The sequence below is a fragment of the Myxococcus llanfairpwllgwyngyllgogerychwyrndrobwllllantysiliogogogochensis genome (assembly GCF_006636215.1).
GTDB lineage: Bacteria > Myxococcota > Myxococcia > Myxococcales > Myxococcaceae > Myxococcus > Myxococcus llanfairpwllgwyngyllgogerychwyrndrobwllllantysiliogogogochensis.
In genome coordinates this window covers 1-22,696 of sequence record NZ_VIFM01000138.1, presented here as the reverse complement: position 1 = coordinate 22,696, position 22,696 = coordinate 1, and the positions used below count along the sequence as shown (strand labels likewise).

At 68.1% G+C, this 22,696-nt stretch carries 21 protein-coding genes and 1 pseudogene; 14 read left to right on the top strand and 8 right to left on the bottom strand.

Going from position 1 to position 22,696, the window contains the following annotated elements:
- The first annotated feature begins 20 nt into the window (after positions 1 to 20).
- From dapF to FJV41_RS28980, 3 genes are read left to right on the top strand one after another with little or no spacing between them, the layout of a single operon-like run.
- The gene (gene dapF / locus FJV41_RS28990; protein ID WP_141645816.1) at positions 21 to 872 is read left to right on the top strand and encodes a diaminopimelate epimerase; all 852 of its coding nucleotides are present in this window, start codon (positions 21 to 23) and stop codon (positions 870 to 872) included.
- Between the two features lie 38 nt (positions 873 to 910).
- Positions 911 to 2,761, top strand: coding sequence for a GGDEF domain-containing response regulator (locus tag FJV41_RS28985; protein ID WP_141645815.1), 1,851 nt, complete (start codon positions 911 to 913; stop codon positions 2,759 to 2,761).
- Positions 2,762 to 2,779: 18 nt separating this feature from the next.
- Positions 2,780 to 4,279, top strand: a complete 1,500-nt coding sequence (locus tag FJV41_RS28980) for a DUF4388 domain-containing protein (protein ID WP_141645814.1) — start codon at positions 2,780 to 2,782, stop codon at positions 4,277 to 4,279.
- Between the two features lie 6 nt (positions 4,280 to 4,285).
- On the opposite strand, the gene FJV41_RS28975 is transcribed toward FJV41_RS28980, so the two are convergent.
- Positions 4,286 to 4,765, bottom strand: a complete 480-nt coding sequence (locus tag FJV41_RS28975; protein WP_141645813.1) for an FBP domain-containing protein — start codon at positions 4,763 to 4,765, stop codon at positions 4,286 to 4,288.
- Between the two features lie 276 nt (positions 4,766 to 5,041).
- Here FJV41_RS28975 and FJV41_RS28970 point away from each other — a divergent pair, with 276 nt between their 5' ends.
- Positions 5,042 to 6,106, top strand: coding sequence for a fatty acid desaturase family protein (locus tag FJV41_RS28970; RefSeq protein ID WP_141645812.1), 1,065 nt, complete (start codon positions 5,042 to 5,044; stop codon positions 6,104 to 6,106).
- A gap of 4 nt (positions 6,107 to 6,110) precedes the next feature.
- Here FJV41_RS28970 and FJV41_RS28965 read toward each other — a convergent pair whose 3' ends face one another.
- A complete protein-coding gene (locus FJV41_RS28965; RefSeq protein ID WP_141645811.1) occupies positions 6,111 to 6,671 on the bottom strand; it encodes a ferritin-like domain-containing protein in 561 nt (186 codons plus the stop codon).
- Positions 6,672 to 6,813: 142 nt separating this feature from the next.
- Positions 6,814 to 7,557, bottom strand: coding sequence for a DUF6600 domain-containing protein (locus tag FJV41_RS28960; RefSeq protein WP_141645810.1), 744 nt, complete (start codon positions 7,555 to 7,557; stop codon positions 6,814 to 6,816).
- Positions 7,558 to 7,720: 163 nt separating this feature from the next.
- Between FJV41_RS28960 and FJV41_RS28955 the strand changes: the two genes are divergently transcribed.
- From FJV41_RS28955 to FJV41_RS28920, 8 genes are all read left to right on the top strand, one after another.
- Positions 7,721 to 8,401 carry a hypothetical protein gene (locus FJV41_RS28955; protein WP_141645809.1) on the top strand — a complete coding sequence of 227 codons (681 nt, stop codon included), beginning with the start codon at positions 7,721 to 7,723 and terminating at the stop codon, positions 8,399 to 8,401.
- Positions 8,398 to 9,135: a hypothetical protein gene (locus tag FJV41_RS28950; RefSeq protein ID WP_141645808.1), complete on the top strand. Its 738-nt coding sequence runs from the start codon at positions 8,398 to 8,400 to the stop codon at positions 9,133 to 9,135. Before FJV41_RS28955 ends, FJV41_RS28950 begins: the two co-directional genes overlap by 4 nt.
- 117 nt (positions 9,136 to 9,252) lie before the next feature.
- Positions 9,253 to 9,630 carry a hypothetical protein gene (locus FJV41_RS28945; protein ID WP_141645807.1) on the top strand — a complete coding sequence of 126 codons (378 nt, stop codon included), beginning with the start codon at positions 9,253 to 9,255 and terminating at the stop codon, positions 9,628 to 9,630.
- A gap of 110 nt (positions 9,631 to 9,740) precedes the next feature.
- Positions 9,741 to 9,944 (top strand): YtxH domain-containing protein, encoded by a 204-nt coding sequence (locus tag FJV41_RS28940; protein ID WP_141645806.1) that lies wholly within the window; start codon positions 9,741 to 9,743, stop codon positions 9,942 to 9,944.
- A gap of 115 nt (positions 9,945 to 10,059) precedes the next feature.
- The gene (locus FJV41_RS28935) at positions 10,060 to 12,057 is read left to right on the top strand and encodes a sigma-54-dependent Fis family transcriptional regulator (protein WP_141645805.1); all 1,998 of its coding nucleotides are present in this window, start codon (positions 10,060 to 10,062) and stop codon (positions 12,055 to 12,057) included.
- Positions 12,058 to 12,304: 247 nt separating this feature from the next.
- The gene (adh, locus tag FJV41_RS28930; RefSeq protein ID WP_141645804.1) at positions 12,305 to 13,825 is read left to right on the top strand and encodes an aldehyde dehydrogenase; all 1,521 of its coding nucleotides are present in this window, start codon (positions 12,305 to 12,307) and stop codon (positions 13,823 to 13,825) included.
- Positions 13,825 to 14,259 carry a DUF779 domain-containing protein gene (locus FJV41_RS28925; RefSeq protein WP_141645803.1) on the top strand — a complete coding sequence of 145 codons (435 nt, stop codon included), beginning with the start codon at positions 13,825 to 13,827 and terminating at the stop codon, positions 14,257 to 14,259. Before adh ends, FJV41_RS28925 begins: the two co-directional genes overlap by 1 nt.
- A 199-nt stretch (positions 14,260 to 14,458) precedes the next feature.
- Positions 14,459 to 14,848: a hypothetical protein gene (locus FJV41_RS28920; protein WP_141645802.1), complete on the top strand. Its 390-nt coding sequence runs from the start codon at positions 14,459 to 14,461 to the stop codon at positions 14,846 to 14,848.
- A gap of 167 nt (positions 14,849 to 15,015) precedes the next feature.
- On the opposite strand, the gene FJV41_RS28915 is transcribed toward FJV41_RS28920, so the two are convergent.
- Genes FJV41_RS28915 through FJV41_RS28895 form a run of 5 tightly spaced genes read right to left on the bottom strand, consistent with a single transcriptional unit; the run spans position 15,016 to position 20,704 of the window.
- The gene (locus FJV41_RS28915) at positions 15,016 to 16,527 is read right to left on the bottom strand and encodes a peroxidase family protein (RefSeq protein WP_141645801.1); all 1,512 of its coding nucleotides are present in this window, start codon (positions 16,525 to 16,527) and stop codon (positions 15,016 to 15,018) included.
- Positions 16,528 to 16,558: 31 nt separating this feature from the next.
- Positions 16,559 to 17,092, bottom strand: coding sequence for an AidA/PixA family protein (locus tag FJV41_RS28910; protein WP_141645800.1), 534 nt, complete (start codon positions 17,090 to 17,092; stop codon positions 16,559 to 16,561).
- Positions 17,093 to 17,152: 60 nt separating this feature from the next.
- Positions 17,153 to 17,686: an AidA/PixA family protein gene (locus FJV41_RS28905; protein WP_141645799.1), complete on the bottom strand. Its 534-nt coding sequence runs from the start codon at positions 17,684 to 17,686 to the stop codon at positions 17,153 to 17,155.
- Between the two features lie 33 nt (positions 17,687 to 17,719).
- Positions 17,720 to 18,898 carry an FAD-dependent oxidoreductase gene (locus FJV41_RS28900; protein WP_141645798.1) on the bottom strand — a complete coding sequence of 393 codons (1,179 nt, stop codon included), beginning with the start codon at positions 18,896 to 18,898 and terminating at the stop codon, positions 17,720 to 17,722.
- A 42-nt stretch (positions 18,899 to 18,940) separates the two neighbouring features.
- Positions 18,941 to 20,704, bottom strand: a complete 1,764-nt coding sequence (locus FJV41_RS28895) for a flavin monoamine oxidase family protein (protein WP_141645797.1) — start codon at positions 20,702 to 20,704, stop codon at positions 18,941 to 18,943.
- 440 nt (positions 20,705 to 21,144) lie between these two features.
- Here FJV41_RS28895 and FJV41_RS28890 point away from each other — a divergent pair, with 440 nt between their 5' ends.
- Positions 21,145 to 21,840, top strand: coding sequence for an SDR family oxidoreductase (locus FJV41_RS28890; protein WP_141645796.1), 696 nt, complete (start codon positions 21,145 to 21,147; stop codon positions 21,838 to 21,840).
- A gap of 164 nt (positions 21,841 to 22,004) precedes the next feature.
- A pseudogene (locus tag FJV41_RS28885) lies at positions 22,005 to 22,696 on the top strand (Omp85 family outer membrane protein); the annotation flags it as partial.

Genomic DNA, 22,696 nt, shown 5'->3' with positions numbered 1-22,696 from the left:
CCACGGCTAGGATTGCCACCGTGGACGTTCGCGAGCGCATCTTCAAGTACCAGGGGCTGGGCAACGACTTCGTGGTCCTGGACCGTCGCCGGTCCGGCGTGGACATCGACGCGGAGACCTCGCGTTGGATGTGCGACCGCCGGCTCGGCATCGGCGCCGACGGAGTCCTCGCGCTGCTCCCCTCCGAGCACGGCCTGGCCCGGATGGTCGTTCACAACGCCGACGGCAGCATCGCGGAGATGTGCGGCAACGGCCTGCGCTGCGCGGTGAAGTACCTGGTCGACCAGTCCGGGGACAACCCGGGCCGCATCGACGTGGAGACAGGCGCCGGAGTGCTCACCTGCATGCCCGGCTACGGTGACGGCGGGGTGGTCGCGGTGGACATTTCCATGGGGCCAGCACGGCTCGTGGCCCCCAACCTTCCGTCCGGTGTCACCGGGCGTGCGTTCCTGGACACGCCGCTGCCGGGGCACCCCGAGCTTCGCGCGTCCGCGGTGAGCATGGGCAATCCCCACCTGGTCCTCCTGGACCAGCCGCTGGAGGACGCGCCTCGACTGGGGCCGGTGCTGGAGCGGCACCCTGACTTCCAGGACCGTACCAACGTCGAGTTCGTCCGGGTGGAGGAGGACGGACTCACCGTCGTCGTGTGGGAGCGGGGCTGTGGGCTGACCCAGGCGTGTGGCACGGGGGCCTGTGCCTCGGCGGTGGTGGCGGTGCTGGCGGGGCGGTTGCCCTCGGACACCTGGCTGCGCGTCACCCTTCCGGGAGGCAACCTGCGCATCCGCGTGCCCGCCGACCTGTCCGACATCCGCCTCCGTGGTCCTGTCGCCTTCGTCTTCGAGGGCGTTGTCGCGCTTGCTGGGGGCCGGTAACCTCCGACCTCCCCCTTCGCACCCGGGTCAGACAGCGCGTGGCCGGTCCCATTCTCGTCGTCGACGACGACCTGTTCTTCCGCCAGCTCGCCAGCGACATGCTGTCCCGTCATGGGCACCGCGTAGTCTCTGTGGAGAACGGCACGCTGGCGCTCGAAGAGGCTGCTCGCACGCCCTTCGACCTGGTCATCACCGACGTGGTGATGCCGGGCGTCGACGGCTTCGCACTCACCGCGCGCCTTCGCGAGAGAGACCCGGACCAGGAGGTCATCCTGGTCAGCCATCGCACCGACGTGAAGGGCTCGGAAATGGCCCTGCGCTCGGGCGCGGCGGACTGTCTGGCCAAGCCCGTGGAGGAAGCGGACCTGGTGCTCGCGGTGGACCGCGCCCTGGAGCGCGCCGCCCTGCGCCGCGAGCGCACCCAGCTGCGCGACGAGAACATCGAGTTCGCCCGCTTCCACAACCTGCACCAGCGCTGCCTGGAACTCATCTCCCAGTCTGATTTGGAGTGGCTCCAGGAGCGCATCATCTCGGAGCTGTCCGCGGTGTGCGACGCGCAGAGCGCCGCGCTGTGGGTGCTGGACGACCGGGGAGACCTGGTGCTGCGTGCGTACCGGGGGCTGCTCGACAAGCAGTTCCTCGCGGAGAAGATGAGCCCGGAAGGGCCGCTGGCGGGGCGCCTGCGGGACGCGCAGCCGTGGTTCGCGCGGGATGAGCGCTCCGCGGTGCTGTACGTGCCGCTGATGGTCTCCGGCGAAATCGTTGGCCTCGCGCAGCTGTCGGACCCGCTGGCTGGTGACTTCCGCGCCGAGCATTCGAGGGACGCCCGCGTGCTCGCGGACTTCGCCGCCGTGGGCGTGAAGAACGGCCGGCGGATGATGGCGCTCCAGCGCCTGGGCCTGAGAGACCGCGAGACGGCGGCCTACAACCTCAGTTACTTCACCGACTACGCGTCGAAGGAGATCTACAAGGCGCGGCGGTATGGGCGGACGTTCTCGCTGCTGACCTTCTCCATCGACAACCTGCCGCTGGTGCGCGTGCGCCAGGGCGCGGCGGACGCGAAGAAGGCGGTGCGCGGCATCATCCGCGCGCTGAGCAAGATCATCCGCGACTCGGACGTCATCGCGAAGGCGAGCGACCAGGAGTTCTATCTCCTGTTGCCGGAGACGGACTTCTTCGGCGCGATGATGTTCGTGCGTCGCGCGGTGGCGGCGGTGCGCGAGGAGCCTGAAGTCCAGGACGTGGAGTCCCGCCTGCCGCTGGCCCTGGTGGGCGGAGCCAGCACCTTCCCCAAGGACGGGGAGGACTTCGACGAGCTGGTGCATCGCTGTCGTCGCCGCATGGACGAGCGCCGTGCGTCGCTCCAGCGGCGGCTGATGCTGGACGGGCTGCCGTTCTGGGACGAGGTGGACCTGCTCTTGGGCACGCCCAACAGTCCCCGACTGCCCGTGGACGAGCGCGCCGAGCCGAGCCGCCGAGGCAAGGTCGCGGATGTCCTCTTCGACGAACTCCAGGCGGAGATCGCGCGCGAACTCACCCGAGACCCGGGCACGCGCGGCCTCCTGTACGTGGGCGGGCCGGAGATTCGCGCGGACCTGCCCATCGCGGCCGGTCTGGAGTCGGCGCCGCCGGACCTGTCCTCGCGCATCTACCTGCTGGGACGCCGGGTAGACCTCGAGTCGCATCCCGCGCTGACGCCCGTGTTCCTGGAGGGCGACGAGCGCGTGTCCCGGCATGAGTTCATCCTCTGGCTGTCGGAGAGCGCGGCCTACGCGCTCATCCAGCGGCGGGGGCGGGGCGCGACGTGGGGCTTCCACACCTCGGACACCGCCGTGGTGGACGGGCTCATCTCCAAGCTGCAGGCCGAATACGACCTGCAGCCCTACTGACACGAAGCGGAGCGACCCATGGCCCAGGTCCGGAAGATCCTCATCGCCGACCCCGACCTGGAGTCCGTGCGCGCGCTGTCCCGCGAGCTGCGCACCAAGGGCTATCAGGTGCACTACGCGCCGGATGGCTCCCGGGCGCTGGAGGTGGCGGTGCTGCGCCACCCGGACCTCACGCTGTTCGATGAGAACTGCCGGCTGCTGGAGGCGCGCACCTTCATCCAGATTCTGCGCACCAACCCGCGCACCGAGGACATCCCGGTGGTGCTCACCACGTCGAGCTTCGACGGGGACCGGTATCGCGGCCTGCGGGATGGCTACCTGCGCAAGCCCTTCAACCTGGACGAAGTGCTCAGCCGCATCGAGCACATCTTCCGGCGCAACGAGGCGGCCAAGGACCTCAAGGTCGAGCAGCAGGAAATCGAAGGCTCCCTCAGCCAGCTCAGCATCCCGGACCTGATGCAGTTGCTCGGGATGAACCGGCGCAGCGGGAAGCTCTCGCTGGAGCGGGGCAACGAGCGCGGCGAAATCCACGTGGTGGAGGGCCGCCCGGTGAATTCGAAGCTGGGGCGGGTGGAAGGTGAGAAGGCGCTGTTCCGCCTGCTGGCCTGGGGCGATGGGACCTTCACGTTCTCCCCCGGCGCCAGCGCGGCGAAGGCTCGCATCAACCGCGCCATGGACGACGCGCTGCTGGAAGGCATGCGCCAGTCGGACGAGGTGAATCGCCTGATGCCGGGCCTGCCGCCGCGCCACACGCGGCTGATGCTGGCGCCGGACGTGGAGCTGCAACAGGACCAGCACCCGGTGACGGCGCAGGTGGTGGACCTGCTGCGCCAGCCGCGCGCGCTGGGCGAGGTGCTGGACCTGGCGCCCGCCACGGACCTGGAAGTGCTGGGGGTGCTGTCCACCCTGATGCAGCGGGGCGTGGCGAGGCCGGCGGACGTACATGGCATGGACGCGAACGCCAACGAGCTGCTGGGCGCCGCGGAGGTGCATGCCCTGCGAGGCCGCATCCTCCGGACGAAGGCTCCGTCGAGGGTGGCGACCGCCAAGATTTTCGTCTGCGGCAGCGGCTCATCGGCGGCGCGGCGGGTGATGGCCCGCGTGCCGGGCCTGGAGGCCTTGTCCGCGGAGCCCACGGCCGTGAAGAGCGGCTTCGGGACGCTGGGGCGACTGGTGCTCAGCGAGGTGCTGCGGCTGGACTTCTGCACGCTGCCCCCGGCCGAGGCGGCACGGCCCCTGTGGCGCCCCTTCAGCGCGGGCGCGGTGGGCGCGTTGCTGCTGGACGTGTCGGAGCCGGCGGTGGGACTGGCGCACTACCTGGCGTGGGAGGCGCGGATGCCGATTGTCGTCGTGGGCGCGGAGGTGCCCGCGGCGCTCCAGGGCGCCCCCGCCGGGGCGCTGAGCGTGGTGGACGACCTGGGCGAGGCGCTGAGGTCGTTGCTGGTGCAGGCCCTCAACCCCGCGCCCATGCTGCCCGGCGTGCCCCAGGTGCAGCGGGCCAACGCCTTTGTCGCGTAGTCGGCGCTAGGCGGCGGGCGCGGCGGGCCTGGCCTCGATGCCGAGCGCCTCGTTCGCGAAGCGGTACATCCGGGCCCGGAGCTGGTCCAGCGCCGCGAGGGTGTTTCGGCCGCCACGGTTGGCCTCGTCCTCCAGCTTGTCCTTGCAGCGCAGGTCGACGCAGAGGCTGATGCCCACGCGGCGCTTGCTGTTCACGTCGGTGGTGAGCAGGTCCACCGCGTGCGACGAGCCGTAGTTGTGGCACCACTCGCACATGCGGGCGACATCGAGACCTCCTCCGGTATCGCGCCGGAAGATGATGCCGATGGGCTGGTGGCTGCCGGGCGCGGAGAAGACCAGGTACACGCGCGCGCCGGACGTCTCCGTCCAGGCCAGGTAGTCACGCACGAACAAGGGGAAGGTGAGACCCGGCGGCATTTCCATGACGCGGCGGTCTCTCGGACGAAAGGACTGGATGAGGTCCCGGTCGGTTTCGAATCGGAACACGGCTGCTCCTTGGAGAACGTCTCGACCTAACAGCCAGCGGCCCCCGATTCTACCCAAACCCACCAGGAAGCCAGGCCCCTCGTCCCCTGGTCGCCAGGGGAGAAGGGGGCCCGTCCCACGCGACTGTGCATGCCTTTGCACACGGCGAGTCGCGTCATCTGGGTCCATTCGCACGTCGTTTCAACGGCTGACCCGCGCGTGACATGGCGATGGGAGAACCATGGCGCTTCATCCGGCACAGGGCCGGACACACCCCACTCGTAGGAGCCCCTCTCAATGGAACGAGTCGCACCGCCGTCGAGCAAGGAGCTCATTGCCCGGACACGACCCTTCGCCGTGCAGGATGTGGCGCGCTCGGGTTGGAACCTGGCGGCCACCTATGCCGCGCTCGCCGCGGCCGTGACGCTGGCGGTGGCCGCGCCCTGGTGGCCCCTGCGCGTCGTGGGCGGCGTGCTGGAGGCGCTCGTCCTCATCCGCGCGTTCATCCTCTTCCATGACGCCATGCACGGGGCGCTGCTGCCCTCGTCGCGCTGGGCGAAGGTCCTCTTCCAGGTGCAGGGCATCCTGACGCTCACGCCCGCGCGCATCTGGAACGACACGCACAACCACCACCACGCGAACACGGCGCGCATCGCCGCGGACTCCGCGGGCACGTTCGCGACGTGGACCACCGAGCAGTGGCGCAAGGCGTCCGGCTGGCAGCGGCTGGGCTATGCGGTGGAGCGCCACCCGGTGACCATCCTGTTCGGCTACGTCACCGCGTTCCTCATCAGCCTGTGCCTGGTGCCCTTCGTGAAGGACCCGAAGCGCTACTGGACCTCCGGGCTCGCGCTCGGCGTGCACGTGGCCCTGTCCGTGGCGCTCTGGGTCTTCTTCGGCCCCGCCGTGTACCTGTTCGCCTTCGTGGGCCCGCTGCTCCTCGCCTACGCGCTGGGCACGTACCTGTTCTATTCGCAGCACAACTTCGACGAGGTCCGCATCCTGCCGGAGGGGCAGTGGACCCACGCGGATGCCGCGCTGGAGGCCTCCAGCTACCTGCGCTGCGGCAAGGTGATGGCGTGGTTCACCGGCAACATCGGCTACCACCACGTGCACCACCTGAACCCGCGCATCCCGTTCTATCGACTCCCAGAGGCGATGGCGGCCATCCCCGAGCTCCAGAACCCCCACGTCACGACGCTGAGCCCGCGCGACATCGTCCACTGCCTGCGGCTGAACCTGTGGGAGCCGTCGCTCGGGCGGATGGTGCGCTACCGCGACGCCAACGTCCGTGCCTGGGCGGCGCGGGCCGATGTGCCTCCCCGGAGCGCGGTCTCCTCCGAGGGGCACGCGGTGTCGTGACGGCTCAGTTGTTGAGCATGGGCTGACCCTGGTGCGCCACCAGCAGGTCATGCATGTCGTTGGCGTGCTCCTCTTCCTTGGCGAGGATGTCCTCGAGGAGCCGCCGCGTGGTGGGGTCCTTGTCCGAGAAGTAGCGAATCAGGTCGCGGTACGTCTCGATGGCGATGCGCTCCGCCACCAGGTTCTCTCGAATCATGTCCACCAGGTTCTGCCCCTCGACGTACTGACTGGAGCTGCGTGACAGCAGGCCGTCGGGGTTGAAGTCCGGGCGCCCCCCGAGCTGGTTGATGCGCTCGGCGAGCCGCAGCGCGTGCTCCTGCTCCTCGCGCGCGTGCTCCCCGAACTCCTCCTTCACCGCCTCGCTGTGGATGCCCACCGCGGACACGTAGTGGTACGTGTAGCGCAGCACGCAGACGATTTCCGTGGCGAGCGCGTCGTTGAGCAGCTTGAGCGTCGTGTTCACATCGCCCTCGTAGTTATCGGTGAGGGCGCCTTCCTCCAGGTGCTCACGGGCTCGACGGCGGATCTCCTGGAGGTCGCTGACGAAGGGCTGCGTCTGGGGCATGTCCTGGTCTCCTTTCGGCGAATGCGTGACAGGAAGCTGGGACCTCGGGGGCGGGGTCGACCACCCTCGCTCATGACGTCCCGGGCCTGCCCGTCCCGCCCCTCGGAAGGAGCTTTCTGTTCGCCGTGGCGCGGCGTGCCCGCTACCGCGCCGCCGAGTGTGGCCCCGCGATGGGAGGCTGCCCCGTGGGCGGTGCTATCGGGCCCGTGTGGGGCACGGGTGCTCCGGTGGCGCTCGCCACCTCGTCGGGCTCGGGGCCCACGTTCCACTGGCCCGTCCGCCCTGTCACCCGCGCGCCCACCGGTTGGGTCTTCGCCACCAGCGCGGCCTCCTGGTCCGGTGGAACCAGGTAGCGGCTGACATCGGGTTGCACCAGGTCGCTCGTGGCGACGAAGGTCCAGGGGCGGCGGACGTTCATGCCTGGCAGGGGCATGGGCTGCCAACCGGCGAGGCCCTCCCCCCAGCGCCAGTCCACCCAGGAAGGGGCCCACTCGTCGTCGGGCCACCAGACCCAGCCCTCCGAGGGAGCGACGAACCACCTGCCGTAATGGAAGGGCGCCCAGCCCCAGTCCCAGTCGCTCTGGAACGTCCAACCCCAGTCGCTGAACACCCACTGGCCGGAGGTGGCGTAGGGCACGAAGTCCAGGCCCACGAGCTTCGCGTCGGGGCGCCACACCCAACCCACCTCGGGGAGCTGGAGCCATTCGCCATGCGGCGCCATCACATCGCGGAAGATGGAGATGTTGCTGCCCAGCGTCGTGGACGTCGACTTCAACTGGGGACCGAACTCCTCGGGCCCCATCGCGCAGCCGAGCCCCGCCAGCAGCGCGCCCGCGCTCACGCCACCCAGGCGCAGCCAGCGCCAGGTTTCATTCCAGGTGCGCATCGTCGGCCCTCCGTGATGGATATCCGTCACGCCTCAGGATGTGCCTTCTCCTTGAACGCAGAGACCCTCGGGGGCGATGCCTGGAAGGCTCGGCTGCCCAGCGCGCGCCGGCCCCCTGGTTGACTTCCTGTCACCCGGGCGAGGCAGACTGCCCTCCGTGCGCGTGAACAAGCTCCTCCTCTCCGTCGTGCTGCTGACCCCAGCGGTGGCCCTGGCGGGCATGCCCAGCTTCTTGTTCACGGAGATCGCCGAGCAGCGCTTGGAGGCCATCTCCTTCTTCATCGCCGTCTTCCTGCTCGTGTCGCTGGGCGTCTGGAGATTGTGGAACTGGCTGCGACGGGATGTGCCCCGGTTGCCGAGGCTGAGCTACAGGGCCTCGCTCGCGCTGGTGTTCCTGGTCGGGCTGGGCCTTCAGCTCGTCCTGTCGATGATTGCCGGTGGCCGCGAGCTGATGACCCCGGGCGCCTGGGAGAAGAAGGGCGCGACCTACCAGGTCATCCCCACGCCACCCCCCTCGGACGCGGACCTGCTGGTCCAGGCGCGGCGTCAGCGTCTGGATGAGCTGCGCGTGGCGCTGTGGGCGTATGCCGCCGAACATGGGCGCGACTTTCCGAAGAGCGACCTGGGCACCGAGCTTCCCGCGGCGCGCTGGAAGGTGCTCGGGGACTCCGGCCTGCACTTCATCTACATCGGAGGGCAGAAGGCGGACGCGCCCGCGACGCCCCTGGCGTACGAGCCGGGCATCTTCGGCCGTGAGCGCTGGGTGCTCTTCACCGACGGCGACCTCCGGCGCCTCCCCGTCGAGGACATCCATCGCTCGTTCGTGGCGGAGGGCGCGCCGTGAAGTCGAAAAAGGGCGTGACCTTCCTGGGCGTCATCTTCGTGATGATGATCTTCCTGTGCATGGGGCAGGTCTGGGTCATGAAGGTGCCCTTTCTGCTCGCCTTCGGCTGGCTGTCCTTCCTCCAGCAGGTGTTGCCGGAGGTGACGTTCCGCTGGGGCGCCATCGCCGAGTTCCTGCTCGTGGCGGCGGTGCTCGCCGCGGGCTCGCATCTGTTCCTCCGGTGGTTGTGGCGTCAGCTCCACGCCGAGGCGCCAGAGGCCTCCGCGTGGCGCCCGCGCTGGAGCGTGTCGCTGCTGCTGCTCGGGGTGTTGCTCTTCGCCGCGACGATGGCCTCGGTGGGCATCGGACATCACGTGGGCTGGCTGATGTCGGGGCGCGCGCGCCTGGTGCGCAGTTCGTGGCCAGGGATGGAACCGGAGGGCACGCGGACCGCGCGCTGGCTCTGTGAAGAGGCCCGGGACCAGCTCAAGGCGGGGACACCGGACGGGCAGCTCACCCGGAAGCTGCTCGCGGATCCCTCTCTTCGCCCCATCGTGGAAGCGCAGTACGTGGTTCCGCACGTGAGCCCCGAGGGAAAGCCGGTCATCGTGGTGTTCGCGCGGGACCCACTCGTTCGCGAGCGGGATGGCGGCGTGCGCTGTGGTCCGGCATCGTTTGGCGTCGAGACGCTCGATGCGAAGGTCCTGGCGCAGTGGCTCGCCGAACCACGCGCCGTCGCGAGCCCTACTCCCTGACGCTCGAAGTGCTTCAAGTGAAGCCGCGCGCGGAGGCCTCGTCGCGGGGGTGCTAGGCTCGCACTCCCCGTGCGGGCCTTGAAATGAAGCCCGGCGGGTCACCTGGAGGAGCCGCTCATGTCTTCGCGTCGCTTGTCGCATCCCTGGAGCCTTGCCGTGGTGCTCACCTTCGCGCTGGCCGCGCCGCCCGCGCTGGCGGAGTTGGTCGAGGAGGAGCTGGTCTCTCGCGAGGGCTCCAGCTCACAGGCTTCGTTACTCACCTGTGGGCCGGCTCGGTGTGGCGGAGACTGGAACTGCGAGGCGAACTGCCCCGAGGCGGCGACCGCCGTCTGCGTCAACTTCTACTGCGTGTACACGTACCCGGATCCGGGCGGTGGTGGCGGTGGCGGTGGCCCGGGCTCGCAGTGCACGGGTTACCGCTGCGGCGGCGACTGGAACTGCGTCTGCGAAGGGCTGCAAGGTACCTGCGGCGCGAATGGCATGTGCGTTTTCTGAGTGGAAGCCCGGCGGTGAGCACTTGGCAGTCCGCGCGTCGTGACTAGTTTCCCGCGCACAAATGCGACGCCGGGGCGAAAGCCCGGGCGTCGTCACGCGAGGAGCTGACGGTGCAGGCGAAGATGCTGCTGGCCCTGGTGGTGGGTTCCCTGACGTTCGGAGTGGGCTGCCACCGCAACACCCGTGAGAGCGCGAAGGATGATGCGGAGCGCGCCGCGGACAAGACCGAGGACACCGCCGAGAAGGTGGGCGACAAGGTCGAGGACGCCGCCGAGGAGGCGGGCGACAAGATTGAAGACGCCACCGACAAGTAGCTCGGAGGTGTAGGCTCTGGCCTTCCCGGACGCCGCACCGCGTTGGTTCAGCAGTCGCGTTTTGGGAAGGCCGTGGGTTGCCGTCAGCGTGGGGACTGGCTGAATAATCAGTCCCATGGGAACGCTCACGCTCAGCGCCTCCGCGCACCTGTGGGAGCAGTTTCTCGTCGGCGCGCTCGACGAGGACGTGGCCTCGGTTCCAGAGGCACCGCCGATACTCTCCCGATGGCAACGCTCACGTGCGCTTGGCGCTCCGAGCACGGGCCTGCCCGACGAGGGGCCCAGTGTCGCCGGCGTCGCGCTCATCGAGCGGCGAGCCCGCCTGGAGCCGGTGTGGCACGAGGTCCGTGACATCCTGGACGTGCTCGCCGCCGCGCCCATGCCGTCAGGGCGGGTGGCGCTGCTGGCGGACCGGGAGGGCGTCATCCTCGCGACGCGCAGCTCGGGGGGCGACTTCAGGGACCACGCCGACTACGTGCGACTGGTGGCCGGGGCCTGTTGGGACGAGGTGTCGCGAGGCACCAATGCGATTGGCACCGCGCTGGTGGAGTCCTCGGCCGTGGCGGTGGTGGGGCCCGCGCACTATGCGCAGCGGCACCATGGGCTGGTCTGTTATGCCGCGCCGGTGAGAGACCCGTTCGGCGAAGTCGTCGGCGTGCTGGACGTCACCGGGCCCGCGAGTGGCGCGGACCCGCTGGTGCTGGTGGCGGTGGCGAGCATCGCTCACTCGGCGGAGGCGCGACTGCGCGAGGTGGCGTGGGCGCGTGTGGCGGCGGCCGCGCGAGGGGGAGTGGATGCCCACCTGTCGCGCGAGGACGGCCCGGTGCTGCTCGTCGAGCCGCCGGGTCGCGTGCGGCGTCTCAATGGCGCGGCGCGCTCGCTGCTGGGCCTGGAGTCATCCCCGGGGGACGTGTCGCCGACTCGGATGCTCGGCTTGTCCTGGCGGGCGTTGAAGGACGCGGCGTTGAGAGGCCACGCGCTGGAGGCGCGTCATCAGGCCTCGGGTGCGACGTGGCGGGTCCACGCGGAAGCGGTGGGGGAGGGGGACTCGGCGCTCGCGGTGCTGGTGCGGCTGGAGCCTCGTGCGACGCGCGTCACGGCGCGGATGCCGCCCGAGGCGGCCGAGAGCGGACCCGATGGAGGGGCCTGGGCCGCGCTGAAGGGGAGTGACCCCGAGCACCGCGCGACGCTGCGAGAGGCCGCGCGCTTCGCTCCCACGCCGCTGCCGGTGTTGCTGCTCTCGGAGACGGGTACGGGCAAGGAGTTGCTCGCGCGCGCGGTGCATGCCGCGAGCGCGGTGGCCTCCGGACCCTTTGTCGCCGTCAACTGTGGCGCTCTCTCCGCCGCGTTGCTGGAGAGCGAGCTGTTCGGTCATGCGCCGGGAGCCTTCACGGGGGCTCGCGCGGGTGGGGCCGAAGGAAAGCTGGCGGCGGCGGACGGAGGCACGCTCTTCCTCGATGAACTCGCTGAGATGCCCGCGGCGCTGCAGGTGATGCTGTTGCGTGTGCTGGAGGATGGCGGGTACTCGCGTGTCGGCGAGTCGCGCGTGCGGCACTCGCGCTTCCGACTCATCGGCGCCACGTGTCGGGACCTCGAAGCGGCCGTGAGCGCGGGCACCTTCCGGAGCGACCTCTACTATCGCCTCCAAGGCGCGGTCCTTCGCTTGCCGCCGCTGCGAGAGCGGGTGGACCTGCCGGAGCTGGCCCGGTCGTTGTTGAGTGGGCTGTCCGTCGAAGGAGGCCATCCCGCGAGCACGCTGTCCGCCGAGGCGCTGGCTCGCCTGCGGGCACACGCCTGGCCGGGCAACGTGCGGGAGCTGAAGACGGTGCTCCGCATGGCCCTGGTCCGAGCAGGAGGAGAGCCTGTGGTGAACGCGGCCGCGCTTCCGCCCGAGCTGGGGCGCGCACCCGCGCACGTGCCACCCGTGTCCTCGCCACCCGTCGAGCCCGTGGCCTCCCCGGGCCTCAGGGAGCTGGAGGCCCACGCGATTCTCGACGCGCTGTCTCGCAGTGGTGGGAACGTGGCCCGCGCGGCGCGGCTGCTGGGGATTGCTCGCAGCACGCTGTACCGGATGGTGGAGCGCTTCGGGTTGGTGCTCCCTCCTCGCTCGTGACGCGAGCTTTTCCGTAGGCGCGCCGTGGGCCCGCGAGGGGACGGTGGCGCGTCCTCATCGGAACATTCCATCCGTGCGGTGGCACACCCGCGCGCGACACTGTCGCGAGGTGCTCCACGCGGAGCGGACAGAGGTGTCGCATCGCGGGACACGACGCGCCGCGACGTCGGTGGTGCGGGGCGTGGCATGCGCGCTGCTCTGGGGGGCACGGCTTCCACCCGCAGCCCCACCCGCAAGGAGAGCGTTCATGATCTACGCCGCCCCCAATCAGCCTGGCTCGAAGGTGAAGTTCAAGGCCCGCTATCAGAACTTCATCGGCGGTCGCTGGGTCGAGCCGAAGCGCGGGCAGTACTTCGAGAACATCTCGCCCGTGACGGGGCAGGTCTTCTGCGAGATTCCTCGCTCCACCGCGGAGGACATCGACCTGGCGCTGGATGCGGCGCACGCGGCGCGCGTCTCGTGGGGCCGCACGTCACCCACCGCGCGCTCGAACATCCTGCTGAAGATCGCCGACCGCATGGAGCAGAATCTGGAGATGCTCGCGGTGGCGGAGGCCTGGGACAACGGCAAGCCGGTCCGCGAGACGCTCGCGGCGGACCTGCCGCTGGCCATCGACCACTTCCGCTATTTCGCCGGCTGCATCCGCGCGCAGGAAGGCACGGTGGGCGAGTTGGACCACGACACCGTCGCGTATCACTTCCACGAGCCCCTGGGCGTGGTGGGGCAGATCATCCCGTGGAACTTCCCCATCCTGATGGCGGTGTGGAAGGTGGCGCCGGCGCTGGCGGCGGGCAACTGCGTGGTGCTCAAGCCCGCGGAGCAGACACCCGCCAGCATCCTCGTCCTGGCCGAGCTCATCCAGGACCTGCTGCCCGAAGGTGTCCTCAACATCGTCAACGGCTTTGGAGTCGAGGCGGGCAAGCCGCTGGCGAGCAGCCCTCGCGTGGCGAAGATCGCCTTCACCGGTGAGACGACGACGGGCCGGCTCATCCTCCAGTACGCGAGTGAGAACCTCATCCCGGTGACGCTGGAATTGGGCGGCAAGAGCCCGAACATCTTCTTCGACGACGTCATGGCGCACGACGACGACTTCCTGGACAAGGCGATGGAGGGCTTCTCCATGTTCGCGCTGAACCAGGGTGAGGTCTGCACGTGTCCGTCGCGCGCGCTGGTTGGCGAGGGCATCTACGGCCAGTTCATCGAGCGGGCGCTGGAGCGCGTGAAGAAGGTCAGCCCGGGCAACCCGCTGGACACGGAGACGAAGCTGGGCGCGCAGGCGTCGAATGATCAGCTCGAGAAGATTCTCGGCTACATCGACATCGGCAAGAAGGAGGGCGCCAAGGTCCTCATGGGCGGCGAGCGCGTGAGCCTGCCGGGCGACCTCAAGGGCGGCTACTACGTGGCGCCCACGGTGTTCCAGGGCCACAACAAGATGCGCGTGTTCCAGGAGGAGATCTTCGGACCGGTGGTGAGCGTCACCACGTTCAAGGACTTCGACGACGCGATGCGCATCGCCAACGACACGCTGTATGGCCTGGGCGCCGGCGTGTGGACGCGTGACACGAACACCGCGTACCGCGCGGGCCGCACCATCGAGGCGGGCCGCGTGTGGACCAACTGCTACCACCTGTACCCGGCGCATGCGGCGTTCGGCGGCTACAAGCAGTCGGGCATCGGCCGCGAGACGCACCGGAAGATGCTGGACCACTACCAGCAGACGAAGAACCTGCTCGTCAGCTACAGCCCGAAGGCGATGGGGTTCTTCTGATGAGTGACACCCGTGCCGGGCCCGGCGCGGGTGGGCAGACGGAGCAGGAGGTGGCCCGGGTGGCGGTGACGCCCGAGGCCGCCGCCGTCATCCGCTCCCTGCGTGCCGCGAATGGTCCGCTGATGTTCCACCAATCCGGCGGCTGCTGCGATGGCAGCGCTCCCATGTGTTATCCGGCGGGGGAGTTCCGTGTCGGTCAGCGGGATGTCTTCCTGGGCGACGTCGAGGGCTGCCCCGTCTACATCGGCGGCGCGCAGTTCGAGGTCTGGCAGCACACGCACCTGACGCTGGACGTGGTGCCTGGAAGGGGCGCGGGCTTCAGCCTGGAGTCGCCCCTGGGCGTGCGCTTCCTCACGCGCAGCCGTGTCTTCACGGATGAGGAATACGAGCGCATGAAAACCCAGCCACCGCCGAGGCGGGGACCACCGGAGTGAGCAAGGGCCCCGGGCTCGAAGTCGGGCCCGGGTCGCCCGCCACCCGACCGTAACTCTTCATGTTACGGCGCGGCCAATGACAATCATCCCCTCAAATCAGACCCATGCGGTGTCATGAATACACCATTTACACTGCGTGAGAGTACTTATACAGAGAGCGGGCCCCAACACAGGGGTAACTCGAAATGAGGGGGAAGTCATGAAGCTGTTCAATACGTTTGGAGTTGTGGGAGTGGTGTCTCTGATGGCCGTTGGGTGCGGCGGGGAATACACGCCGGAAGAGGCCGCTCAGAACCCGGAGATGGGCGAGGCGACGCAGGCCGTGGAGAGCGCGTTCATCGCTGGCGGTCAGACGCGTGACTTCTCGACCTGGCTGTTCGGTGTGACGCCGTTCTATGTGCGGAACATGTCCAGCACCCGCTCCACGCGGTTCAACGCGTACTGCGGCGCCAACAACATCTCCATCCTGCTGGCTCCGAATCAGGTCTATCCCACGAGCCTGAACTGCGCCTGGCCCGGCGCGCGCCTGTATGTCCAGAACCAGGGCCTCAGCCCGACGCTCGATCAGATCTACGTCGAGACGCACTGAGTCGCGGCAAAAGCGCGCTCTTTGAGGTCGTGCTTGGGGGAGCCTCCGCGAGGGGGCTCTCCGAGATGGCCCGCACGAAGCTGCTCCGCTGGGGCAAGTAGTCCCCAGGTGCGCGAGCGTCTCCGGGCCCGATACAGGGCCCGGAGACAGTCGTGCCCGGGGGAACCTCAGGAGGACTTGTACGCGTCCGCGATGCGCAGCAGGTCCACGATGGTGAAGTCGCCGCCCGTGCCGTAGGTGGGCTTCCAGCCCTTGTTGTGCAGGAAGGACTGGGGGTCGTTGATGAGCACGCTGAAGAACGTCTCGCCCACGATGCGACCGCCCACGGGCCCGAGGAAGCGGCCCTGGTTGGCGAGCTTCGCCTCCTTGAGGATGTAGTACCAGAGCGGCGCCAGCGTGCTCCCCCAGTTCGTCGGCAAGCCCAACTGGGAATTGGAATACTGGGTCGTCCCCAGCGCCTTGGCGACCGTCTGTCCCGCCGGCAGGGTGAACTCATTCTGGCGCAGCAGGTTGCGGCCCGGCAGCGATAGGTAGAGCGGATCCGGCTTGCCCTGATACTGGGGATTGTCGAAGCCGGGGATGAGCGCCTGGGGCAGCTGAAGCAGCTCCGACGCCACCAGCGTGTCGAACAGCTTGGCGCCCTGGGGCGTGACGCGGGAGTCGGTGTTGAAGAAGTACTTCCAGTCCACGCGCTTCTCCGGGCTCAGGAACGTCCCGGGCTGGTGCAGGTCGAAAATCTGCGCGCCCTTGTAGTTGTCATTGACCTGGTAGAACTCGCGAATCGTCGCGTGGCCCATGCGGTAGGCGGCCGCGGAGAACTCGATGGGAATCGCCTGGAGGTTGGGCGGGAAGTACTGCGGGCCCTGACTCACCAGCTTCCCATACAGCTCATCCCCGACGAAGCGGCGCACGAAGTCGTGGTAGACAATCCACTGATAATGCCAGCGCACGCGCTGCGACGCCTCGGTGAAGAGCGCCCCTCCGGAGAACTGGCTCGACAGGTCCTTGACCACCTGATTGTGGAACTTGATGACGGCCAGGTGGAGCTGGTCGACGAACATGTTGTCGTCATTGCGCGGGTCTCCGATGATGGCCGTGCCCTGGGAGTTGCGGAGCACGTCGCCGTCCGGATTGTCGGGCCGGCCGAACAGCAGCGTGGCGCCGTCCTTCTGGTCGAAGAGGAAGGCGTCCTGCACGGGCCCCCGGCCATAGATGTTGCCCAGGTCCAGGGTGGGGGTGATGGCATCCCGCGTCTGGTTGGGTTGGGTGTCCCGGCCATTGATGTTCGAATAGACGTCGAACGTCAGGTCATGGTCCAGGAACTGGCCCAGGAACGTGTAGCCCGCGGGGATGGTGGGGTTGTCCTGGGGGAGGCCCGGGCCCTGGTTGGCCACATCCATGGGGCCTCCAGGCAGGGTGAGCGCCCGGAGGTCCTCCACGTTGAAGAGGGAGGGGCCCAGGTCCGGGAACATGCGGAAGAAGTCGGAGACGACGGGGCCGTTGTCTCCGCTCAGCGACTGCGCGGACTTGCTGGAGACGGTCGTGCCCACGCCGCCGTGGGGGCGCACCAGGTTTCCGGAGGGCGTCTTGGACAGCATCGCGTTTCCCGCACCCCGGTGGAACGGACAGCCGCTCCCAGGCAGCGCGGTGTGGCCCGAGGGCCGGTTCTTGTCACTCATGATGGGTCTCCTCGTGAATGGGAAGCGCGGCCTATGACGTGATGGTGATGTACGGGTCCCACGAGTAGGTGCCCACCTTGTTGCCCTGGTTGTCCGTCACCTGGAGATAGAGCTGGTAGGTCACCCGCCCGCCGGGGAGCGTGGCGGTGGGCAGCATCGCGGTGGACTGGAAGAAGAAGTCCACGTAGGGCTGCACGTTGAAGCCGCTGCTCTGCCCGCCCGACACCTCGGGGACTGGCACCTTGATGTGGGACACCAGGGGCTGGGGCTGGGTGATGCACTGCGCGTTTCCGGAGACATTCATCTTGTAGAGCAGGGCGCTGTAGCGCGTGTTGAGCGTCAGCGACGCCAGCCGCCACCGGAGGTTGTCGTTGGTCTTCGCGGCGACCGTCAGCTCGGATATCGCCTCCGCCCCCACGGCCGAGTCCCGCCGGACGAGCATGTACACACAGTCCGCGATGGCCACCCCGGGGTTGTCGAGCGACGCGTTGGGGCCGTACTTGCCGATGACCTTGTCCACGTCCACCACGGTGAGCACGTCGATGAAGCCGTTATCCTGTCCCATATCGCATCCAATCCTTTCGGAAGAAGAAGTCAGACACCGTCGGCGAGCCCGCCGGTGACGTCATGAGGTGATGGAGATCTGCGGATCCCACGAGAAGTAGCTCAGGATGTTCCCGTCGTTGTTCGCCAGGACGAACGAGAACTGGTACGAGACATTGGGCGGCGAGGGGTTCACCGCCGTCGCCTGGAAATAGGCGTCCGCATAGGTCTGCGTCTGGTTGATGGTCACCTGGAAGCCATTCACCGACGGGAGGGGCACCGTCACCGTGGGCTCGATGAGGCCGGGCTGGGTGATGAGCCCCACGCCCCGGAGGATGTTGCACTGGCTGAGCGCGACGCTGAAGCGCGTGTTCCCCGTCAGCGAGGTGATGCGCCAGCGGATGTTGTTGTTGGTGTTGAGGGTGATGACCAGGTCATCCGTGGCCTGTCCGGAGAGCACCTCGTCCTGACGGACGAACATGTAGATGTAGGGCGTGCTCTCGCCCAGGGACACGGGCCTGTTGGAGTCCGTGCTGAACTTCCCCTGGTAGGCCTGGTAGATGCTCTCCGCATCCACGACGACGAGGACGTTGGCTGTATTTTCAGTATCCGGCATGGACCACTCCTGATTGAGACGGGGTGAGAGGGCTCAGCGGGGCCGCAGGATTCCGGGGCGCTGGATGGAGAAGGGCTGGATGTTGAACTGGGTGACGCCCGTCAGCGCGAGCTCGGCGAGAATCTTCCCGAGCAGCGGGGTGAACTTGAACGCCTGCCCCGTGTCACCGGTGAACAGGAGGATGTCCGGATGGCCGGGCAGGGCATCCAGGACGAAGTTCAAATCGGGGGTCATCGTGTAGAGGCAGCCGACGGCGTCCTGTGCCAGGGATTGAAGGCCCTGGAAGTGCGCGCGCATGAAGCTGTTGAGCAGCTCCACCATCCGAGGGTCCGCCTGGGGCGGCGAGCTAGGCGGCAGCGGGGACTTCTGGAAGGTGAAGTCCGTGCCCACCTTGAGGCGCCCGGGCGTCAGGAGCGGGGGCAGGCCGTAGTAGGTCGTCTGGTCATCGCCAGGGAACTGGGGCGCGCCGAAGTAGAACCAGAGCGGGTAGTTGTACTGGGATTGGGCCACCGTGAAGTAGGCATACGTCATGGTCCAGATCTCCAGCTCCAACTGAAGGTTCAGGCTGTCGAGCACCGGGTTCGTCCAGGCGGACGGCACCAGGATGAGCTTCTTGCCGGTGTAGTCCCCTTGCGCGGTGGTGACGGTGACCTGTCCCGGCGCGTCCTGGATGCGGCTGACCGTCCGGCGGGGAATCATGGTGACGCCCTGCTTGCGACAGAGCTGGGCGAGGGCCTGAAGGGCCCGGTCCGCCGCGATGACGCCCGCCTGGGGCTGCACCAGTCCGACGACGTCGTCACTCAGCCCCTTGAGCGCGGGGTAGCGCTCCGGGAAGTCCGCCGCGGTGAGGCGGGTGAAGGGCAGTCCCTGCTCCTCGAGGACGGCCTGGGAGTCCTTGAGGTCACCCTCGGGCGTATTCACCCCGCTGGGCGGGCCGAAGAACAGCAGGGACGTGTCGTTGAGGATGCCGTCCAGGCCGCTGTCGTCCTCCAGCTCCCGCCAGAGCGGATAGGCGGACTGCGCCAGCAGGGACAGGTGCGGATTGGAGTACATCACCCGGAAGAAGCGGGACTCTCCCTTGGAGGAGAAGAAGTCGTTGTCGAAGTCGAACTGGTCCAACAGGAGGACCTTCTTGCCGGCCTTCGAGCACCAGTAGGCGGCGGACAGGCCAATGGCGCCCGCGCCCACGACCACCACGTCATAGGAGTCCATGTTTGCGTTGCTTTCGTTCTGGAGGGACGAAGGTGTCTGGCTTTACCAGCCGAGGTAGTAATGGCTGTCCAGCCAGGAGGGCCACGCGAGCCCGAAGTGCGCCTGGAGCATCTTCTCCGCCTCGCAGAAGGCGCCTTCCACCCAGCCCTGCTGGTCCGAGTACGCCTCGCCGCAGATGTGCAGGCGCTCCGCGGGGTCCGGGCGGCGCATGAAGGGCATCACCTCGCGCACGCTCACCCCGGCCTGCCACGCATGGTAGCCGCCGCCGTAGGGGTCCTCCGTCCAGTTACGGAAGTAGGAGACATACGGGTCAGGGACGGGGTTCTCCGGGCCGTGCAGCTCCCGGAGCTGGTGGACGGCCTCCTGGACCATCACCGCCGGGGCCTGGAGGGACTCCACCTGGGCCAGGGACTCCGGGGACGCCAGTCGCGTGGCCCGGGGCTTGAAACGCTTCAGGTTCCGCTGGGGAGAGGCCATCAGCGCGGACCAGAAGGGGGTGGTCCGCATGTCGTTGTAGCTGGCCAGCAGGATGGAGTGGCTGTTCGAGGGGTCGGTGCCGAAGTAGTAGCACTGTCGCATCGGCAGGTCGGTGATGGACTCGCCCGCCAGGGCGTTGAACTCCGCGTGCCACCAGGGAGACTCGAAGCCCATCAGGAGCTTGAACGACGGCTCGGAGATGACCGAGTCGAGGTTCTTCCGGACCTGCTCGCTCACCTCCGGTGTGGCGAAGAAGCGGTCTACCTCCAGCAGCTCCAGGGCGCGGCGGGGCATGGCGAGGACGACGGCCTTGGCGTACACCGTCCAGCTCTTGCCGCTCTGTGCATTGGCCACGGTGAGGATGTATTTGTAGGGACTGCCGCCCGGCGCCGGGTCGATTCGCCGCAGGCCATTCTGTCCCCAGAGATGGGCGCGCTTGCCGCTGGGGTCCTGCGCCAGGAAGCGCTGTGCGAGGACATTGCCGACCTGGTCATAGCCGCCCGCCAGCGTCTGGTACTTCACCTCCGCGTTGGAGAAGTCGCCCACGAGGTAGGGGAAGGCCTCCGCGGCGTTCCAGTTGATGGTGTTGGAGTAGTACCCGCCGGCGACGGACAGGAACTCGTAGGCCTCCTGGCCCACCTGGTCCTTGATGAGGTTCCAGAAGCCCAGGTCGTTGACCTTCAGGCCGTCGTACGGACCCGATTGGTGATAGGTCAGGTTGGGTTTGACGTCATCCCATTCGCGGGCCGTCAGGGTGAAGGCATAGTCATAGGGCGCCGTGAAGGTGGCCTTGCCCGGATAGCGCTCCCGGAACCACGGGTCCGCCATGAGCACGTCGTAGATGATTTTGTTGAAGAGCTGGTCCGAGGTGAAGCCCACCACCGCGTCGGGTAGGAAGTAGCGCGTCTTGTACGTGCGGCGGTCGGCCTGGGCGTTCTCCCATTCGTTGGCCTTGAAGCGCTGCCCGCGCAGATAGCGGTAGTGATTGCCGTCGTCGCCCAGGGGGAAGTCGATAGGAGTCACCTCCTGCTCGAAGACCTTCGTGATGAGCGAGTTCACAATCTCATGCGATTGCAGATAGCGCATGCCGCCAATCTCCGCTGCCAGGGAGATGCCAGGGAGGAAGACGGATTCGATGCGTCCACCCAGGCGCTCGCTCAGCTCGAAGATGTGGACCGTCTCGGGGCGGGTGCCCTCGGGGGCCAGGTCTCCCACGAGCAGTCTCCAGCCCGCATAGAGGCCGGAGACTCCGGCGCCGATGATGGCCACGTCGAGCTGGAGCCCATCGTCCATTCCGGTGTCCATCGCTGGTGGGTTGACTCGCGACATGTCTGCCTCATGGGGGGAGAGGGGATTCGCCTTGCGTCGGCCCGATTCGCTGCAATTGGTGCACCAAGGTCCTTTCCGGTCCTGGGTGTCTGTCTTCAAGGACATGCGAGGCAGGGGATGTGGCCTTGACGCGTCAGGCGAATGGATTTGGGAGGTCCCGGGGCGTCGTCGCTGGGGAATCGCTGACGTGTCAGGCTTCGGGCGGACGCGTCAGCGCCCGCGGACCGTGGCGGCGTCGGCGGGGGAGCGACTGGGGGAGCGGCGACCGGACGGGCCGGTCCTTCACCCATGTCGCTTTTCGATGAAGCTCGAATTTCGTCATATTATAATCATCATATGGTGGACAGGGGCTCTCGGGAGCCCGCCTGTCCGTCCATTTGACGTTCCTCAATGGGGCCACCCGGAGCTTTCCGTCCGCCTCGTCACGCCGGAGTCGAGTCATGCAGGTCAAGGATGCTGTCGCCCTGGTCACTGGTGCCAATCGCGGGTTGGGGCTCGCCTTCGCGAAGGCCTTGTTGGAGCGGGGGGCTCGCAAGGTGTACGCGGCGGCTCGTGAGCCCTCGAGTGTGACGATTCCAGGCGTGGTGCCGGTCCGCCTGGACGTCACCCGCCCCGAGCAGTTGGAGGCGCTGGTCCGCGAGGCGGGTGACGTGACGCTGCTCATCAACAACGCGGGCATCCTGAAGGGCACGAGCCTCTTGGGGGCGGACGCGCTGTCCGCCGCGCGCGCTGAACTGGAGACGAACTACCTGGGCCCCCTGGCGACGAGCAGCGCGTTCGCGCCGGTGCTGGCGAAGAACGGCGGGGGCGCCATCATCAATGTGCTCTCGGTGCTCAGCTGGATGGCCTTCCCGGGCTCGGCCAGCTACAGCGCCTCGAAGGCCGCTGCCTGGGCGCTGACCAACGGTCTGCGCAAGGAGCTGGGCGCCCAGAAGACGCAGGTGATGGCCCTGCACGTCGGCTACATGGACACCGACATGGCGGAGAAAGTCACGGCGCCGAAGACGAGCACCGCCGAGGTGGTGCGCCTGACGCTGGATGCGCTCGAGGCGGGCCTGGACGAGGTGCTCGCCGATGAGGTGAGCCGCAACGTCAAGCAGGGGTTGTCCGCGGGCGTCTACCTCCAGCGCTCGTGAGCGAGCTGGTGGCGAGCCGCGGAGCTTTCTCCGAGCCCTCCACCGCGCGCGCCGTGTCCAGACCGATGGAGTGAGAGCGGGCCCACGCGCGGGGCGAAGTGTCATGCGCTGTGCGGGGAAGGCTATGGTGTCTCCAGGCTCGAACGTGAGCCTGGAGACTTCGCATGCCGCAGTGTCGCCCGGTGTGGAGCGTGGTGATGGTCGTCCTGATGGGGGCGACTTCGGCCTGGGCAGACGAGCCTCCCGTTGAAGCGCTGGTGCCACCGCCGCGCACGGGGTGGCGCGTCCAGGGCCTGCCGCTGCTCAACTTCAACAGCGACGAGGGGTTCGGCTACGGCGCGAGGCTCCTGCTGGTGGATGCGGGAGATGGCACGTACCGGCCTTATCGACACTCCCTCATCGCGCAGTTCTTCCAGACGACGCGGGGGGTGGCCACCCATCGGCTGATGATGGATTCGCCGCGCTTCTTCGACTCGGACTGGCGGTTGGGGTTGGACCTGAGCTTCATCAACGAGCGGTTCTCGCCCTACTTCGGCCAGGGCGCCGCCGCCGGATACGAGCCGGACTTCGCTCGGTGTGACGACAGGGAGCAACTGGAGGACGCGCAGGATGTGTGCGCGGGCAATCCCTCATTCCGGGGCCTGCGCTACTACAGCTTCGAGCAGCGCACGCTGCCGAGCGTCGTGTTCAACGCGCGGCGCACCCTGAGAGGGCCGCTGCAGGTGTCCGTGGGCTATCGCTTCCGCCTGACGCGGATTCGCTCGCGCTACAGCGCGAAGGACCTGGGGCAGTCGCGGGACTCGCGGCTCGAGGAGGATGCTCGGGCGGGGCTGTTGACGGGGCTGGAGGCTGGAGG